Source organism: Sorangium sp. So ce295, assembly GCF_051527405.1.
In the GTDB taxonomy this organism is placed as follows: Bacteria; Myxococcota_A; Polyangia; order Polyangiales; family Polyangiaceae; genus Sorangium; species Sorangium cellulosum_B.
This window is the reverse complement of record NZ_CP150324.1, coordinates 2,718,111-2,734,763: the sequence shown is the minus strand read 5'-3', so window position 1 is coordinate 2,734,763 and position 16,653 is coordinate 2,718,111. Positions and strand designations below refer to the sequence as shown.

The 16,653-nt window shown below is 71.4% G+C and carries 14 protein-coding genes; 7 read left to right on the top strand and 7 right to left on the bottom strand.

Features of this window, described 5'->3' with window-relative positions; all coding sequences use genetic code 11:
* Positions 1-24: 24 nt before the first annotated feature.
* Positions 25-1,509 (top strand): sigma-54 interaction domain-containing protein, encoded by a 1,485-nt coding sequence (locus tag WMF11_RS10490; RefSeq protein WP_437977358.1) that lies wholly within the window; start codon positions 25-27, stop codon positions 1,507-1,509.
* Positions 1,510-1,693: 184 nt separating this feature from the next.
* Here the strand turns inward: WMF11_RS10490 and WMF11_RS10485 are convergent, their stop codons facing one another.
* Genes WMF11_RS10485 through WMF11_RS10475 form a run of 3 tightly spaced genes read right to left on the bottom strand, consistent with a single transcriptional unit; the run spans position 1,694 to position 4,656 of the window.
* Positions 1,694-3,163, bottom strand: a complete 1,470-nt coding sequence (locus tag WMF11_RS10485) for a hypothetical protein (protein WP_437977357.1) — start codon at positions 3,161-3,163, stop codon at positions 1,694-1,696.
* Between the two features lie 13 nt (positions 3,164-3,176).
* Positions 3,177-4,421, bottom strand: a complete 1,245-nt coding sequence (locus WMF11_RS10480; RefSeq protein WP_437977356.1) for a DUF2169 domain-containing protein — start codon at positions 4,419-4,421, stop codon at positions 3,177-3,179.
* 16 nt (positions 4,422-4,437) lie between these two features.
* Complete coding sequence (locus WMF11_RS10475) at positions 4,438-4,656, bottom strand: hypothetical protein (RefSeq protein WP_272101560.1); 219 nt, start codon at positions 4,654-4,656, stop codon at positions 4,438-4,440.
* Between the two features lie 217 nt (positions 4,657-4,873).
* On the opposite strand from WMF11_RS10475, the gene WMF11_RS10470 reads away from it, so the two are divergent.
* A complete protein-coding gene (locus WMF11_RS10470; RefSeq protein WP_437977355.1) occupies positions 4,874-6,712 on the top strand; it encodes a DUF2169 family type VI secretion system accessory protein in 1,839 nt (612 codons plus the stop codon).
* Positions 6,713-6,832: 120 nt separating this feature from the next.
* Here the strand turns inward: WMF11_RS10470 and WMF11_RS10465 are convergent, their stop codons facing one another.
* A complete protein-coding gene (locus tag WMF11_RS10465) occupies positions 6,833-7,318 on the bottom strand; it encodes a hypothetical protein (protein ID WP_437977354.1) in 486 nt (161 codons plus the stop codon).
* 317 nt (positions 7,319-7,635) lie between these two features.
* Here WMF11_RS10465 and WMF11_RS10460 point away from each other — a divergent pair, with 317 nt between their 5' ends.
* Positions 7,636-8,517 carry a VOC family protein gene (locus tag WMF11_RS10460; protein WP_437977353.1) on the top strand — a complete coding sequence of 294 codons (882 nt, stop codon included), beginning with the start codon at positions 7,636-7,638 and terminating at the stop codon, positions 8,515-8,517.
* 241 nt (positions 8,518-8,758) lie between these two features.
* On the opposite strand, the gene WMF11_RS10455 is transcribed toward WMF11_RS10460, so the two are convergent.
* Positions 8,759-9,292, bottom strand: a complete 534-nt coding sequence (locus tag WMF11_RS10455) for a DUF6223 family protein (protein ID WP_437977352.1) — start codon at positions 9,290-9,292, stop codon at positions 8,759-8,761.
* 109 nt (positions 9,293-9,401) lie between these two features.
* Positions 9,402-10,319, bottom strand: coding sequence for an AraC family transcriptional regulator (locus WMF11_RS10450; protein WP_437977351.1), 918 nt, complete (start codon positions 10,317-10,319; stop codon positions 9,402-9,404).
* A 435-nt stretch (positions 10,320-10,754) separates the two neighbouring features.
* Between WMF11_RS10450 and WMF11_RS10445 the strand changes: the two genes are divergently transcribed.
* Positions 10,755-11,252 carry a DoxX family protein gene (locus WMF11_RS10445; RefSeq protein WP_437977350.1) on the top strand — a complete coding sequence of 166 codons (498 nt, stop codon included), beginning with the start codon at positions 10,755-10,757 and terminating at the stop codon, positions 11,250-11,252.
* On the opposite strand, the gene WMF11_RS10440 is transcribed toward WMF11_RS10445, so the two are convergent.
* A complete protein-coding gene (locus tag WMF11_RS10440; RefSeq protein ID WP_437977349.1) occupies positions 11,233-12,645 on the bottom strand; it encodes an L-serine ammonia-lyase in 1,413 nt (470 codons plus the stop codon). The genes WMF11_RS10445 and WMF11_RS10440 overlap by 20 nt on opposite strands.
* A 215-nt stretch (positions 12,646-12,860) precedes the next feature.
* Between WMF11_RS10440 and WMF11_RS10435 the strand changes: the two genes are divergently transcribed.
* The 3 genes from WMF11_RS10435 (at position 12,861) to WMF11_RS10425 (ending at position 16,595) form a co-directional block, all read left to right on the top strand.
* Entirely contained in the window at positions 12,861-13,655 is a 795-nt protein-coding gene (locus WMF11_RS10435) for an OmpA family protein (RefSeq protein WP_437908275.1), read from the top strand.
* 14 nt (positions 13,656-13,669) lie between these two features.
* Positions 13,670-14,950, top strand: a complete 1,281-nt coding sequence (locus tag WMF11_RS10430; protein WP_437977348.1) for a glycosyltransferase — start codon at positions 13,670-13,672, stop codon at positions 14,948-14,950.
* 133 nt (positions 14,951-15,083) lie between these two features.
* Complete coding sequence (locus WMF11_RS10425) at positions 15,084-16,595, top strand: cytochrome P450 (protein ID WP_437977347.1); 1,512 nt, start codon at positions 15,084-15,086, stop codon at positions 16,593-16,595.
* The last annotated feature ends 58 nt before the right edge of the window (positions 16,596-16,653 follow it).

Sequence of the window (16,653 nt, the reverse complement as noted above, 5' to 3'; positions counted from 1 at the left end):
AGGTTTGTTACGCTGGCGAGCACGATGGCCCGTGTTCTCCTCGCATGGATCGGGAAGACCGATATCAAGGCGGCGTCGGGCGACGCCACGGTCGGCGAAGGCCCCATCGCGCACGCCGTCGCCGAGCGCGCGTTCGACCACCTCGTCCTGCTGAACAACCATCCAGGAGAGGAGGTCGCGCCGTTCACGCGATGGCTCAGGACCAAGACGAAGGCGAGCATCGTCCTCCGGCAGGAGGCGCTCTCCACCCCGGCGCGCCACGCGGACATCTACCGCGCCGTCATGGAGGCTGTGGCCTGGTCGATCGAGCAGTACGGGAAGAGGGCCAAGCGGACCTTCCACCTGAGCCCGGGCACGCCCGCGATGGCGGCCATCTGGATCCTCGTCGCGAAGACGCGCTTCGAGGCGGAGCTCATCGAGTCATCGCCCCAGACCGGCGTCCAGACCGCCGACGTGCCCTTCGAGCTCGCCGCGGAGCTGATCCCCTTCGAGGAAGAGCTCGCCCGCCTCTCGGACGGCTTCCGGCCCGACGAGCCGGCGTTCTCGGACATCGTCCACCGGAGCGAGGTGATGAAGCGGCTGCTCGACCGCGCGCAGCGGGCCGCCGGCACCATGGCGCCCGTCCTCATCCAGGGCGAGTCCGGGACTGGAAAGGAGCTCCTCGCCCGCGCCATCCACCAGGCGAGCCCGCGCGCCGAGGGCCCGTTCGTGGCCGTCAACTGCGGCGCCCTGCCCAGGGAGCTCGTGGACTCCGAGTTCTTCGGGCACACCCGGAACGCCTTCCCGGGCGCCGTCGCCGACCACCAGGGGCACCTCGGGCGCGCGACCGGCGGGACGCTCTTCCTCGACGAAGTCGGCGAGCTGCCGCTCGATGCGCAGGTAAAGCTGCTCCGCGCCCTCCAGGAGAAGAAGATCCGCCCCGTCGGCGGCAGGCAGGAGGTCCCCGTCGACGTGCGCGTCATCGCCGCGACCAACCGGGATCTGATGCGTGAGGTCGGCCAGGGTCGATTCCACGAGGATCTCTTCTACCGGCTGGCGATCCTGGTCCTGCACACGCCGCCCCTCCGCGAACGCGAGGGCGACGTGGGCCTGCTGATCGACCAGTTCCTCGAGCGCCTCAACAACGAAGCGGGCCCCGGAGGCACCCAGAAGAAGCTCTCTCCCGCCGCGAGGAACCACCTGCTCCGTCACCCCTGGCCGGGGAACGTCCGGGAGCTCGAGGGGACCCTCTGGCGCGCCTTCGTCTGGGCGCGCGGGCCGGTGATCGATGTCGTCGAGGTCCGCGAGGCGCTGTTCGTCCGCGAAGACACGCCGCGGGATGCGGTGCTGGGCCAGCCGCTCGGCGAGGGCTTCAGCCTCGAGGAGACCATCGCCCACGTCGTCCGGCACTACCTGGAGCGGGCCATGAAGGAAGCGAACCAGAACAAGACGCGCGCGGCGGCGCTCATCGGCTTCAGGAGCTACCAGCGCCTGAAACAGTGGCTGGCCAAGTACGGGGTGGAGGCGTGATGGGACGGGCCGCGCTCGGCCGAAGGCGTGGTCTCCGCACTGGTGCGGCGGAGGATTGGACGCTTTTCTAGCGGTTTGCCGCTCTAACCGTAGGTCGCGACGCCATTGGCGTAGGTGTTGCGACTTTGCGCCTTTGCGTTAAAATCTCTCTCCGGATCCCTGGCCTGACTCCTGGTGGGTGGAGCTACGCGCCGGACGCGGCGGCGTCGCCCACCGTCCAGGCAAAGCGGTCGTCCACCCCCGCCCTCGCGCCGCTCTCCTCGCTCTGATCGGACCACGAGAAGCGCTCGCTCACGCGCGCCGTCGCGCTCGCGTCGCCCCTCCAGGCGAACCGATCGCCAACCACGGCCTTGGTGGTCTTGTCATCATCGTCGTCGTCATCATCCGTGTCCCCCACGGGGTCCCCGAGGTCGTCGTAGACGCCGCTCCTGCTCCCGAGCGCGAACGGCCCGAAGCTGTACCCGTCCGACCCAGCGTCGAGATCCCCGGGGTCGTGGTACTGCGCGTCGATGGAGCTGTAGAGTTTCCCGCCGACCTTCTTCGAGTATTTGAACCCGTTCGCCAGGGCCGTGTACTTGAGGATGCTGCTCACCTTCCGCGACTGCAGGAGGTTCTGCTCGGTCACCTTCTTCCACGTCTTCACGGCGATGATCGTGTCCTTCACCGACTTGGCCGCGGCGCCAAGGCTCTTCCCGAGCTTCTTCATGCGATCGGCGGCGCTCTCGCCGAGCTCCGCGGCGCCCTGCTTGAACGACTTCCACACGCTGCCGTCCGCGGCCTCCGCGAGCTCCTCGAGCAGCTCGTCGCTCTGCGATCGCAGCCGGCTGAGCGAGTCCGAGAAGCTCTCCGCGGCCTGCTTGCCCACCTTCGACGCGACGTCGTCGGCCGCCTCCTCGGCGGACTCCTTGAGGATCTTGGCGAGCGTCCCCTCGGCGCTCTCCCGCGCGAGCGCCTTGCCGGCCCGCTTGAAGAACGGCTGTGCGAGATCCGCGCTCTTGGCGGCGGCCATCTTCGCGCCCTTCACCAGCCCCTTCCCCGCGGCCTTCGCGCCCTTCCACAGCTTGCCCGCGATCTGGCCGCCGAACTTCATCAGGATGTCCATCGCGATCTCGATCGCGATGTCGACGAGGCACGCGATGAAATCGGTCCAGGTGAAGCCGGCCTTGGCGGTGCCCCAGACGATGGTGAAATCGAGCGGCAGGCTGATCGGGCTGTTGCACGCGAGGTGGAGCGAGAACGGCACGGTCTTGAACGGCGAGCACGCGAGATCGCAGGTCGTCTCGCCGAAGATCGGGTTATCGCATCCGATCGTGACCCCGCTCGTCCCCCAGACCGAGATGGAGCTCCCGAAGAGGATGGTCCAGGGCAAGAGCGGATTCCACCCCTGGACCACGTCCACGTGCGGGACGACGAGGCTCGCGTCGCTCCCCCGCCCCATCCAGTGCACGCCGTCGAGCTGTATCTCGTGCTTGTTCTGCTCCGACCAGAACGAGAAGAGGTGTGTGCCGCTGACAAGCCCCGTCTGGAAATGAGGCCAGTACTTCTGGGGCACGTAGGCCCCGGGCGGCGGCATCGGCCACCAGAACAGGGCCTCGTGCCACGAGAGGCCGAGGAACACGTTCCACCGCGTGACGGTCAGGCAGCCGTACGACATTGTTCGCGCTCCTTCATCGAGTCGATCGAGCCGCCGAGGTCCAGCGCACCTCGCGCCGCAGGTTCGTCATCTGCTCCTCGGTGAGATCCAGGGCCACGGGGGCGCGGGCGCTCCAGACCACCACGACCTCGCCCGGGACCGGCCGCACGACCACCGAGCAGAGGTGGGACTCCGCCTCGGTGAGCGCCCGGCCGGGCGCGAGCTCCAGCATCACCCGGGGCACCTCGCCGGGCAGGTGGAAGGAGTAGACTTGCCGGTTCGGGTGCACGTGATGCAGCTCGAAATACTCGTCCGGCGCGAGGTCGGAGACGCTCATCCCGGGCGACGCGACCTGCGCGTACTCCGGCCGGAGCGGGCCGCCGGGGTCCTGATAAAGCGGCGGAATCGAGAGGACATCCCGGGCGGCCCAGCCGCGCTCGACCTCGGCGGGGAGCTTGCCGTCGCTCTGGCAGGTCGGGGCGAGCCCGAGGTAAGCGAGCCGGGGAAACCAGGCCATGGACTGGTAGTCCCAGCCTGCCGGCAGCGGCGCATGGATCCACCGGTACGGCTTGCCCACGGCGAGGCGCTGCGGCGTCAGCGGGTCGAACGGGAACTCGAGGTTGGGGATCGGTCGCCCCGCGAAGCTCTCGGCGTCGATCTCCATCAAGTACCCGTAACCACAAGGATTTCTCGGGTAGTGGTACACCGTGTCGGCGAGCCGATCGATGCCTCGGCGGGCATCCTGGACGAGCTGGCCGAGGAGGTCGCCGTTCCGGCCGAGCGCCGTCAGATCGACGCCGCCGTACGCGTAGTCGTAGCGGATCGGGACCACCTCGATCGGCGCAGGCTCGGAGAAGCGCGGCCGGCCCGCGCGGTCGATCTCACCCACGCGGTCGCCGTGGACCACGATCTCGCGGTGGTGCTTGCCGAACCGGACGCTCGCGGTGAGCGTGCGGGTGTCGGGCTTGTAGGCGTGGGCGAAGGCCTGGATGACGACGTCGGTCGCGCGCCGGAAAGGGAGCATCTCGTCGACGGCGATCGGCGGAGAGACCCGCGGCGGCTTGCGATCCTCGCTGTACGGGATCTCGTCGTCGTGCAGGACCTCCTGCTGCGCGGGGGCGTCGAGCTCGCAGCGCCCGTTGTGGATCCGGTAGGTGCGCTTCGAGATCCAGGCGATCCACCGCCGCCCGTCGGGCTCGCCTTGCAGGAGCAGCTCGGTCTTGCGGCGCGGTCTGCGCGCCGGGGCGCGCGCGGCGGGCGGCGTCGGGTCGTTGCTCACGGCCGCTGCTCCGCGCTCACTCGGCCTCGTAGATGCGCCACCGGCCCCGCCAGAAGTTCTTCTCCGGCTCCTCCGCGTCGCCTGGCTGGCGCCGCGTGTCGGTGAGCAGGGGCTCCATCTGATCCCAGAAGCCCTGACCCACCGCGGGGCCGAAGATCGCCATCACCGTGTCGCGCATGAGCTCGTGGCGCTGCGCCTCCGGCAGCACGTGAAAGGGGTCGGTGAGCCGCTTCATGCGGTCATGGTACTTGGCGCGCGCGGGCGGCCACTCGGTATTTTGTTTTGATCTCCCGCCGCCGGCGCGCACCCCTGGCCGAGCTCGTCGGCCAGGTTCCGAAGCCATCCGCGCACCGCCACACACCGACGACGACTCCAAGGGTCGTTGCGGCCCGCGATCGCTGGATGAGCTCTTGACCTCGGGAGGCGCGGTTGCGACCGTGCATGACGGGGACATGAGCGAGCCGAAGGGGACACTCCCGGTCGACGACGCGCAGGCCGCGCAGTTCGCGGCGCGCGCCTTGCCGTTCTTGCCAGGCACCGCGGGCGGCGTCGCGTGTGCGTCGCTCACGCCGGCGGCGTCGGCGACGGCGGCGCAGGCGACCGTGGACACGGTCCCCTGGCGCCACGAGGGCAAGCTCCGGTTGACGGTCGTCGTGAAGGCCAGCTTCTCGCTCGACGCGTCGCCGATGCGGCCGGCGGAGGTGGCGGCGCCGTTCCAGGCGAAGGATGTCCACGACCGCCGCGGCCCGATGACCCACGTGACCGCGGCGAGCGATCGGGTGCCGTACCGCCAGTACGTGGACGTGACCGCCCTCGGGCACGCCGCCGCGCCGGGCGGCCGCCCTGTCGCGGAGATGAGCGCGCGGTTCGCGCTCGTCCAGCGCGAGGGGCAGGGCCTCGACAAGACGGTGCGCGTCGTCGGCCGCCGCAAGGAGGCCGGGGCGGCGCCGGAGCCGTTCGTGCGGATGCCGATCGTGTACGAGCGCGCCGCCGGCGGCGTCGGCGTGCCCGAGAACCCCCTGGGGTGCAGCGAGCGCGACGGCGAGCTGCCGAACGTGCTCGACCCGGTCGACCCGCAGAGGCCCGCCGGCTTCGGTCCGCTCGCGGCGGCGTGGCCGGCGCGCAGCCGCCGCCTCCCGGCCGGCGCCCGCGCCAGGCTCGACGCCGAGGTGATGGAGGTGCCGGGCGCCTTCGACTGGTCGTACTTCCAGTGCGCCCCGCGCGACCAGTGGGTCTCCGCGCTGCAGCCGGACACGGTCGTCGTGCTCGAGGGCTTCCACCCGGATCGCCCGCGCATCCAGAGCGCGCTGCCGGACGCGCGCGTCGCCGGCGCGGTGTACGGCCTCGACGACGCCGATCCCGACGCCCCGGCGCGGCTCGCGTTCCACGCCGACGGCCTCCACGTCGACGCGGATCGGCGGCTCTGCACGATCACCTGGCGCGCCCACGTCGAGCTGCGCGACCCGGCGCAGCGGGAGCGCCTGGTGGCCGTCGCCGGCGTGGGCATCGGGAGCGCGCCAGCCGTCCCGCCGCGGCGCCCGCCGGTGCAGCGCCCCGCGGCGGCCGCGCCGGCCGCGCCGGCCGCGCCGTCGCGCTCCGGCGAGCCGCGGCGGCGGGAGGCGTCCGCGGGCGGCACGCTGGCGCTCGACGGGCCCGGCAGCGCGCCGGGGTCGGGCACCTTGCCCGCCACCCCACCCGCGGCCACGACGCCCGGCCCGGCGGCGGGAGCGGTGCTCGCGGCGCTCGACGTCGACGGAGCTCCATCGCAGCCGCCCGCCCCCGCGAGCCCCGCGCCGCGCGCCCCGGCCCCCGCCCCGGCGCCGCAACCGCCGGCCCCGCTGAAGGCGCCGCCGGCGCCGAGCGCAGCGCGCCCGGAAGAGCCGGTCACGATCGAGCGGTACGCCACCGTCTGCGCGGAGCTCGCCGAGCGGGGCGCGCTGCGCGGCGAGGTGCTCTCCGCGCACGACCTCGACGAGGCCACCTGGCGGAAGGCCGAGCAGCGCTGGCGTGACGAGCTCGAGCGCGCGCTGAAGCACGGGGATCGCGCGCTGCGCGAGCGCTTCGACGACGCGTACGCGAGCACCTGGGAGCGGCGCCACCCGGACCGGTTCGGGGCCGAGCAGTACGCGCGCCTCGTCAGGGCCGAGCGGCGGGGCAAGCTCTCGCTCGAGATCGCGGAGCAGGGGCTCGACGCGCCGCTCGGCCTGCGGCTGAAGCGCGTGTGGCAGCGGCGCGTCGCCGCGCAATCCGCGCTGGCGGAGCAGGTCGAGCGCGCCCTCTCGGCCCTCTGACGCGCGGTCGACCCCGCCCTCGCCGCCCGCGGCACGCTGTCGGTGAGCGCAGACGCCGCCCGCGGTACGCCCTCGGTGAGCGCGGGCGCCGCCCACCGCGCCCCACGCCGCGTGCGGCGCTCAGCAGTTCAGCTTGATCCGCTCGCCGAGCAGCTGCACGTCATCGTTCGCCGCGATCTGCACGTCGCCGCACGTGGCCTCGAGGTTCACCTGACGGGCCTCGGCGCGCAGCTCGCCGCGCGCCCGCGTCGTCACGTCGCCGGCGACCGTCTGCGCGAGGTCGCCGCCGGTCTCGTGCACGATCCCGTGCTCGGCGCGCACGTGGAAACGATCGCAGTCCACGCGCACCGCGCCCGCCGACTCGAGCTCGAGCTCCGCCGCCCGGATCCGCAGCACCGGTCCGCGCTCGGTGAGGCGCACGTCGAGCTCGATCTCCCCGGACGCGCTCCGGATCGTCACCCGCTCCTCGTCCCCTGCCGCGGATCGCACCTCGACGACGCGCCCCGACGGCAGCTCCACCCGCCGGTCCTCGACGTCGCGCCGCGTCTGCTCCGCGATCCGCTCGATCAGCGCCGGCAGCTGATCCACCTGCTCGGGCTCCGTCACGATCTCTGGTGCACGAGCTTCGTACAAGGGCTTCATCGCGGCGCGCTCGCGGGAGAGTCTCCCGCTTCCTGCATCGAAGGAGAGCGCACCCGGGCGCGCCGAGCAATCGCAATCTGAACGTCCCGGTTTGCGACCGCGGACACCACGGCGCAGGCCCCTTCCACCGCCTTGCTGCTCCCCGCATGGTCGAACGCTGGCACACAGCACGTGGAGGATAACGAAGCGTCGTTCAGTGCGACGCACGCCCACGAGGCCTGGACCGCCGCGGCTTCCAATTTGTCCAATACGTCGGCGCGCGCGGGCAACAGGATCGGCGCATGAAGATCATCGTCAAGATCATCCTCATCCTTGTCATTCTCTCTCTCGGAGGTTGCATGTCCCGTACCACCGGATCGACCTCGGCCATGGAAGGCCCCAATGCCACCGCGGCCGTCGTCCGCTACCAGGTCACGGACGTCGATCGCGCCGTTCGCTTCTACACCGAGCGACTCGGCTTCACGCTCGACCTGCAGGCCGGCACGGCGTTCGCGACGGTCTCCCGCGGTGACTTGCGCTTGCTCCTGAGCGGCCCCGGCAGCTCCGGCGCGCGCCCGATGCCCGATGGCCGCGCTCAGGTCGCGGGCGGCTGGAACCGCATCGTCCTCTACGTCGACGACCTCGCCGCGATCATCGAACGGCTGCGCGCGGCCGGGACCCCCTTCCGAAACGACATCGAAAGCGGTGTGGGGGGCGCGCAGATTCAGCTCGAGGATCCCGACGGCAACCCGGTCGAGCTTCACCACGCGCCGGAGGAATCGACCTCGGCCGCGGAAGGCCCCGATGCCAACTCGGCCGTCGTCCGCTACCAGAACACGGACATCGATCGCGCCGTTCGCTTCTACACCGAGCAACTGGGCTTCACGCTCGACCTGCAGTCCGGCACGGCGTTCGCGACGGTCTCCCGCGGTGACTTGCGCTTGCTCCTGAGCGGCCCAGGCAGCTCCGGCGCGCGCCCGATGCCCGACGGCAGCGCTCAGGTCGCGGGCGGCTGGAACCGCATCGTCCTCTACGTCGACGACCTCGCCGCGATCATCGAACGACTCCGCGCGGCCGGCACACCCTTCCGGAACGACATCGAACGCGGCGTGGGGGGCGCGCAGATTCAACTCGAAGATCCCGACGGCAACCCGATCGAGCTTCACGAGCCATCGGCGGGGTAGCTATCAGGACTGCGTCTTCGAACACTTGGCCGACGCCTTCCCTCGGATCGTGCGCCATTCTCGCTTCGTCGAGCTCGAGAAGCGCGCCCTGCTCCTGATGTACGCCTTCGCTCGCAGCCCGTTCGGGCTGCGAAGCTCACCGGACCAGCTCCCGAACTGGCGTCAAGCCGCCGGAACACGCCCTGGAGGGGCAGGAACCGCAACACGGGCGCTGACCCGGCACCATGGCCGGGTCAGCCGGTCAGCCGCTGCGGTGGGAGCGGGCCAGAGCCAGTCGACCGAGGACCATGCCGATCAGCCCCAGCACCAGGGCCACCATGGCCCCGCCTCGCCCATTGCCGGTGCCGATACCACCGGTGGAGGTGGCCAGGTGCAGCCCAGCGAGGACCATGCCGATCAGCCCCAGCACCAGGGCCACGATGGCCCTGTCTCGCCCGCTACCGGCGCCGGTACGACCGACGGAGTGGGCCAGAGCCAGCCCGCCGATGACCACGCCGAGCAGCCCCACCACCGCGGCCACGGTGGCCCCGGCTCGCCCGGAGCCGGTGCCTATAACACCTTGCGCGGCCGCCGGTGCGGCAACCCCGACCCCCGCGAGCAGGGCGGCGGCAGCGGCGGCGACTCGGATCAGCGATCGGGTGCGTGTCATGAAGCTCTTCCTTCCCCCGATCACCCTGATGGCCTCGCGCAGCCGCGCGTCCGCCTGCGGAACTACGTTGCACTTCTTGCCAGGATCGCCGACCTCTGTGTCAACTTGGACCGAGCATTGCGTCATGACCCACGTCTACCCACGGCGGGCAACCCGGTCTTGGACGAATTGGAAGCGGCCGGGCTCGCCACCGATCGCGCTGCGGTGCGTCCCGGCACCGCGCTGATCCTCGCGGTCATCGGGTCGAGACACTTCGAGATCGCGCGTGTTGCCGGTCCGTTCGGCGCGCCCCGTCCGGCGCGGCTGGCACCGCGATGGCGATGTGGTGCAGCTTGACGCGTTCGCGGGAGGAGTGGGCGACGAGCGCGGTCGGCGAATTGCCGGAGAGCGCCACGAACTCGCGGATCAGGTGCGACTGGTCGCAGAACCCTGACACGGCAGCGAGCCGGGCCCAGTCCGGCTCGCGCTCCCTCTCGGCCTGCAAGAGCGCCCGCCGAAAGCGTGTGATCCGGGCGAAGGCCTTCGGGGCAAGGCCGGTCTCGGCGGTGAACACGTCGACGAGCCGGCGGTGGCTGATGCCGAGCGTGGCCGCCACGTCGGCGACGCGCCTTTCGCCTCCATCGAGCGCCGCGATCGCGTGCGGAACCAGGGGATGACCGGGGCGCGCGTTCGAAAGGCGGTCGAGCAGCGCGCGCTCGAGCAGCGCGAAGCGAGCGCGCGGCTCCGGCGTCGAGCACAGGCGTTCACGGAGCTCCGCCGCTCGCAGCCCCCAGAGGTCCGCGAGGTCGGCGTGCGTGTCGGTCAGCGCGCCGAGCGGCGCGCCGAGGAACGGCCACGCGCCGCCGGGGCGGAACTGGACCCCGACCATCGACGCGTGCTCGCGTGTGTCGACGCCGAAGGCGGACTGGTACGCGCCCGAGACGACGGCACCGGAGTAGCCGCGAATGGTGGGGCCGTCGTAGACGCGAACCTCGTCCTGGTCGAGGTTGACGACCAGCTGGAGGGTACCGGAGGGCAGGATGCGCTCGGCCGCGTGAGGCGGAGCAGCCGAAAGGTACCAGAGCTCGGCGACGTGCGCCGAGAGCGGCGGACCCGGCACGTGGCGGACATACAACACGTGGACACTATGGCCGACGATCACGCCGCCGGCCACATCGCCGCGCGGCGGTCGCGAGGCCCGAGCGCTCCCGTCGCACCTTCGCCTATGTCGGCGTGAAGCGCGCGAGGTCGGCAATCCCGAGCGCGGCCTCGAGCTCGTCAACCTCGGCGACCGCCTTCTCGAAGCCCCCCTCGCCGAGCATGGGGTGACTTCGCCGCCTTCGCCAGCGCCACTGTCCAGTTTCGCTTCCCGGGATGGATCACGATGCCAAGGAGCGCCGAGCCGGCCAATGCGGAGGCGCCGGATTCGATTGTAGTACCGAGCCGGAAGGCTGCAGGCCGCGTCCGAACGGCAGCGGGTCGCGATTGACGGGATTACGAAGATCGTCTACGCGCTTCGAACCATGATCTCGACGGCGGATCGTGAGATCCGGGCGGGCCTCTGGAAGATCCACATCCACACTCCCTCGACAGGGGCTGGAACGAAAGTATGAACCACCTGCGCAAGATGCTCGATTCCGAGGCGCCTTCGGCGACGCTCCTTGTCCGCCTCTCGGTCGGGGCCGTCTTCTTGTCCGAAGGGCTCCAGAAGTTCATCTATCCAGCGGAGCTCGGCGCCGGACGGTTCGTCAAGATCGGCATCCCCTGGCCGGAAGCCATGGGACCTTTCGTCGGGGTGGTCGAGATCGTCTGCGGGGCGCTCGTGCTCGCGGGGCTCCTGACCCGGTTCGCCGCCGCTCTGCTCGTCATCGACATGGTCGTGGCGCTGATCTCGACCAAGCTTCCGATCCTGCTCGGCCGAGACATCCTCGGCTTCCACGTGCGCAAGCTGCCGCAATACGGCTTCTGGAGCATGGTCCACGAGGCGAGGACGGACTGGGCGATGCTGCTGGGCGCGCTCTTCCTCGTCATCGTCGGCGCGGGGCGCTGGTCCTTCGACGCGCGTTTGGCACGGCGCCGGAGCGCGCCTAACACTCCGGCAGATTGACCCCCACCTCCACCGGCAGCTCGAGCACGTTGACCGCGAGCCCCCCGCGCGCCGTCTCCTTGTACTTCGACTCCATGTCTGCCCCGGTGTCGCGCATCGTCTTGATCACCTTGTCGAGGCTCACGAAGTGCGCCCCATCGCCGTGCATCGCCATGCGCGCCGCGCTGATGGCCTTGATCGCGGCCATCGCGTTGCGCTCGATGCACGGCACCTGGACGAGCCCGCCCACCGGATCGCACGTCAACCCGAGGTTGTGCTCCATCGCGATCTCGGCCGCGTTCTCGGCCTGCGCCGGCGTGCCGCCCAGCCCCTCGGCCAGCGCGCCCGCGGCCATCGAGCACGCCGAGCCCACCTCGCCCTGACACCCCACCTCCGCGCCGCTGATCGACGCGTTCTCCTTGTAGAGAATGCCTATCGCGCCCGCCGTCAGCAAGAAGCGGATGACGCCCTCGTCCGTCGACGTCGGCACGAAGCGCCGGTAATAGTGCAGGACCGCCGGGATGATCCCCGCCGCGCCGTTCGTCGGCGCCGTCACAACGCGGCCCCCGGCGGCGTTCTCCTCGCTCACCGCGAGCGCGTAGAGGCTCACCCAGTCCATCGCCGTCAGCGGATCCCGGAGCCCCGCCTCCGGGCTCTCGATGAGCTTGCGGTACAGGGCCGGCGCGCGGCGCACCACCTTGAGGCCGCCGGGCAACACGCCCTCTGCCCGGAAGCCGCGCCGCACGCAGTCCTGCATCACCCCCCAGATGCGCAGGAGACCCGCCCGGGTCTCCGCCTCCGGGCGAAACACCTTCTCGTTCTCCAGCATGACCTGGCTTATCGACAGGCCGCTCGCCGCGCACGCCGCGAGCAGATCCGCGGCGCTGTGAAACGGATACGGCAGCGGCGTCGTGTCCGCTTCGATCGGGTTCTCCCCCTTCGCCGCCGCCTCGTTCACCACGAAGCCGCCGCCCACCGAGTAATACACGCGCGCGCGCAGCAGCGCGCCCCCCTCGTCCAGCGCCGTGAAGCGCATGCCGTTCGGATGAAACGGCAGGCTCCGGTGCAGGAAGGCCAGGTGTCCTTTCACCTGGAAGCCGATCTCGTGGCGGGAGAGCAGCGACAGCCGGCCGCTCTGCCGCACGCCCTCGACGATCGCGCCCGCCCGCTCGACGTCCACCCCGTCCGGCGTCTCGCCCATGAGCCCGAGGATCACGGCCTTGTCGCTGCCGTGGCCGCGGCCCGTGGCGCCGAGCGACCCGAACAGCTCCACCGACACCGCAGCGGTGCGGGCGAGCAGGCCCGCCTCGTCGAGATCCACCGCGAACATGCGCGCCGCGCGCATCGGCCCGACCGTGTGTGAGCTGCTGGGCCCGATACCGATCTTGAAGAGGTCGAAAATGGTGACTGCCATGTGACGTGGAACGCCGTTCAGCTGGATCTCCGGCGCCTTTGCCGGAGCGCGCTCGACGCTCGACGGTACACCCTACACCGGTGCAGGCCGGCGCGCAGGGCAGCTCGCGCCGCGAACACACGGCACATCACCCCGCCGCTCCACGACGCGCGCCTTTTGGTATGCTCGGGGACGTCTTCCCGCATTTCCCTCACCCTCCAGAGATGGGGATCCCCATGCGCCATGCCCCGGCCGTGCTCCTCGCCGCCTCCCTGCTCGCCCCCGCCGCCGCGCGCGCCGACGGCCCCTCGCCCGCGCCCTCACCGCCGCGGAGCGCCCAGGCGAGGCCGCCCGCGCTCGAGGTGACGATCGACAGGTCCAAGGTGGACGTCAAGGGCCGCCAGATCGAGGTGAAGCTGTCGCGCGCCGCCAGCAAGGTGCGCATCAAGGTCCTCGGGCAGTCGGGCGCGGTCCTGGCCGAAGAGGAGAAGCCGTTCGGCGGGGCCGCCGCCGGCTCGCCGCTCGCCGTGACCTGGTCGCCCTCGAGCGACGAGCCCGTCGCGCGCATCGAGGTGTACGGCCACGACACCGAGGGGTACTGGGCGGGGATCGCGATCATCCCCTGGAACGTGAGCATCCCCCACGAAGAGGTGCAGTTCGAGACCAACTCCGACGTCATCCGCGCCCCCGAGGTGCCCAAGCTGGAGGCGAGCCTCCAGAAGATCTCGGAGGTCGTGGCGAAGACCAGCGAGCTCGGCAAGATCACGCTGTTCATCGTCGGCCACACGGACACGGTCGGCGGCGTGGAGCACAACCTCACCCTGTCGCGGAAGCGCGCCCGCGCGATCGCCGCCTGGTTCAAGGGCCGCGGCGTGAAGCTCCCCATCGCCTTCGAGGGGCTCGGCGAGTCGGCGCCGCTCGTGAAGACCGCGGACCAGGTGGACGAGCCGCGCAACCGCCGGGTCGACTACATCCTGTCGGTCGAGCCGCCGCGGCTGCCGTCGGGCGACGCGTCCTGGAAGGCGCTCTGAGGCGAGGCGGCCCGATGAAGACCACCATCCTCGCGCTGGGCACCCGGGGCGACGTCCAGCCCGCGATCGCGCTCGGCAAGGCGCTCGCGGCCCGCGGCCACGCGGTCCGCGTCCTCGCCGGCAAGAGCTTCCAGCGCTGGATCGAGGCGCACGGGCTCACGGCGATCCCGGGGAGCCTCGACATGGTCGACATCATGGAGAGCGACCTCGGCAAAGAGTGGGTGTCGCGCGGCACGGATCCGATGGCCCAGTCGCGGATCCTGCAGCGGCTCATCGATCGCTTCGGCGCGGAGATGACCGACGACGCCCTGCGCGCGTGCGAGGGCGCCGAGCTCATCCTGAGCAGCTTCACCTCGGACACCTACGCGGCCTCCATCGCCGAGGCCTCGGGCGCAGTGCAGGTCAGCATCCCGTTCCAGCCCTCGATCCTGGCGACGCGCCACGGGCCCACCGCGGTCGCCGCCCCCTTCCCGCGCCGCGACAGCGTGCTCAACCTCCTGTTCGGCAGGCTCCTGATCGAGCCGACGGTGTGGCGCTGGTACGGCGGCGTGACGGCCCGCGTGCGGCAGCGGCTCGGCCTGCCGCCGCAGGATCGGCGGGCGTACATGGCCGCGCTGCGCCGCATGCTGGTCGTCCACGGCTACAGCGCCCACGTCGTCCCGCACCCGCCGGACTGGCCGCCCAGCTACCACACGGCGGGCTACTGGTTCCTCGACGAGGGCGAAGAGTACCGGCCGCCCGAGACCCTCGAGCGGTTCCTCGCGGCGGGCGAGCCGCCGGTCGCCCTCGGCTTCGGCAGCATGACGTCCCACGATCCCGGCGCCACGACGAGGCTCCTCGTCGACGCGGTCGCGCGGAGCGGCCAGCGCGCCATCCTGCTCTCCGGCTGGGCCGGGCTCGGCGACATCGCGCTGCCCGACAGCATCCTCCAGATCGACGCCGCGCCGCACGACTGGCTGTATCCGCGGGTCGCCGCGGCGGTGATTCACGGGGGCGCGGGCACCGTGGCCGCGTGCCTGCGCGCCGGGCGGCCTGCGGTGGTCGTCCCGCACCTCGGGGACCAGCTCTTCTGGGGGCGCCGCGTCGAGGAGCTCGGCGTCGGCCCGCGCGCCATCCCGCGGCCGCGCCTCACCGCCGACGCGCTCGCGGCCGCGATCCGGACCGCCGCCACCGACGCGGGCATGAAGCAGCGCGCCGAGGAGCTCGGACGCAAGATCCGCGGCGAGGACGGCGTGGGCACGGCGATAGGCCACATCGAGCGGCACCTCGCGGCGCGCGGTCGCGTGACAGCGTAGGAATACAACGTCCGGGGACATCGGCCCTCGGGCGCTCGCGCCGTCGCTTGGGCCTCGCGCGTCCACACTGTGGGCGGTGAGGGCGCGCTGCGAAGAAGCATTTCCAAAGTCCTCGTCTCCGGGGTCCGGGCTCATGTACTCTCGTCCGATCAGCGCAGCGGGCGCCCTGTCCGCCGAGCGGCTCGGATACCGCCGCTCGATCGGATACGCCCCTTCCCTTGGCGAGGCCATGATGCAGCCGGATCTTCTCTCCAGCACACCCGCCCGCGCCACCGCCGGCGCCGCCCCCCGCGCGAGCGCGCCGCCGTCGGCGCGCGGCTTTCCGCTCGTCGGCGTGCTCCCGCACCTGCTGAAGGATCGGCTCGATTACCTCGTCTCGGCGAGAGAGCAGCTCGGCGATCTGTACACGATCGATCTCGGGCTCGCGCGGATCGTCGCGCTGAACCACCCGAGGCACGCGCAGCACGTCCTGCGCGACAACGCGCGCAACTACTCCAAGGGAGGGGCTCTATGGGAGAGCATCCGCGCGCTCATCGGCAATGGGCTGCCCACGAGCGAGGGTGACCTCTGGCTGCGGCAGCGGCGGATGATCCAGCCGGAGTTCCACAGGGACCGGCTCGCCGCGATGTGCGACCTCATGGTGCAGGCGATCGACGACGGCATGGCCGGCTTCGGCGTGGCCGCCGCCGCGGGGCGCCCTGTCAACGCCGAGCGGGAGCTCCCGCACATCACGATGAAGGTCATCCTCAACACGATGTTCGGCTCGGGGATCACCAAAGAGGAGGCGGACGCCGTTGGCGGCTCGATGAAGTACGCGATCGACTACATGCTCCTCGGGGCCGCGCTCCGGGCGCTGCCGGGCTGGATGCCGGCCCCGGGGCGGCGCCGCTTCGAGCGGTCGGTGAAGACGATCGATGAGAACGTGTTTCGCTTCATCGCGCAGCGCCGCGCGCAGCCGGGGCGCGGCGGCGATCTGCTCTCGATCCTCCTCGCCACGGTGGACGCCGAGACCGGCGAGCAGATGTCCAACCAGCAGCTGCGGGACGAGGCGGTGTCGATGTTCCTCGCGGGGTACGAGACGACCTCGGTCACCCTCGCGTGGGCGCTCCATTTCCTCGTCGAGAACCCCGACCTCCTGCAGGCGCTCGCGGCGGAGGTCGACGCGGCGCTCGGCGACAGGCGGCCCGGCTTCGCAGATGTTCCCAGGCTGCCGCTCGCGCTCGCGGTCGTGCAGGAGGCCCTCCGGATCTACCCGCCAGCGTACTGGATACCTCGCACCGCGGTCGAGGACGACGAGATCGACGGCTTCCACATCCCCGCAGGCACCCTGGTGGGCATCATGAGTTATGTCCTCCACCGGCACCCGGACCACTGGGAAGCCCCGATGCGGTTCGACCCGGGCCGGTTCACGCCCGAGCGCGCGCGCGCCCGGCACCCGCTCGCGTTCATCCCGTTCGGGATCGGACAGCGGCAGTGCATCGGCAAGGAGTTCGCGCTCATGGAAGGGCAGCTCATCCTCGCGCGGCTCCTCCAGCGCTACCGGGTCAGCGCGGTGCCGGGGCGGACGACACGGCTGCATGTCGCGACAACGCTGCGCACGTCCGGCGGCGTGTGGCTCCGGCTGGAGCCGCGCGCGGGCAGATGACCGGCGGTGCGGCCAGGTCGGCCGCGGCGACCGGCGCCGTCGCTGGCACCTTGAGCGG

What these genes read in the sequence shown, in the direction of transcription:
- WMF11_RS10490 (WP_437977358.1), top strand. Translation starts at nt 25, where the DNA reads ATGGCCCGTGTTCTCCTCGCATGGATCGGGAAGACCGATATCAAGGCG.
- WMF11_RS10485 (WP_437977357.1), bottom strand. Translation starts at nt 3,163, where the DNA reads ATGTCGTACGGCTGCCTGACCGTCACGCGGTGGAACGTGTTCCTCGGC.
- WMF11_RS10475 (WP_272101560.1), bottom strand. Translation starts at nt 4,656, where the DNA reads ATGAAGCGGCTCACCGACCCCTTTCACGTGCTGCCGGAGGCGCAGCGC.
- WMF11_RS10470 (WP_437977355.1), top strand. Translation starts at nt 4,874, where the DNA reads ATGAGCGAGCCGAAGGGGACACTCCCGGTCGACGACGCGCAGGCCGCG.
- WMF11_RS10460 (WP_437977353.1), top strand. Translation starts at nt 7,636, where the DNA reads ATGAAGATCATCGTCAAGATCATCCTCATCCTTGTCATTCTCTCTCTC.
- WMF11_RS10455 (WP_437977352.1), bottom strand. Translation starts at nt 9,292, where the DNA reads ATGACGCAATGCTCGGTCCAAGTTGACACAGAGGTCGGCGATCCTGGC.
- WMF11_RS10445 (WP_437977350.1), top strand. Translation starts at nt 10,755, where the DNA reads ATGAACCACCTGCGCAAGATGCTCGATTCCGAGGCGCCTTCGGCGACG.
- WMF11_RS10440 (WP_437977349.1), bottom strand. Translation starts at nt 12,645, where the DNA reads ATGGCAGTCACCATTTTCGACCTCTTCAAGATCGGTATCGGGCCCAGC.
- WMF11_RS10435 (WP_437908275.1), top strand. Translation starts at nt 12,861, where the DNA reads ATGCGCCATGCCCCGGCCGTGCTCCTCGCCGCCTCCCTGCTCGCCCCC.
- WMF11_RS10430 (WP_437977348.1), top strand. Translation starts at nt 13,670, where the DNA reads ATGAAGACCACCATCCTCGCGCTGGGCACCCGGGGCGACGTCCAGCCC.
- WMF11_RS10425 (WP_437977347.1), top strand. Translation starts at nt 15,084, where the DNA reads ATGTACTCTCGTCCGATCAGCGCAGCGGGCGCCCTGTCCGCCGAGCGG.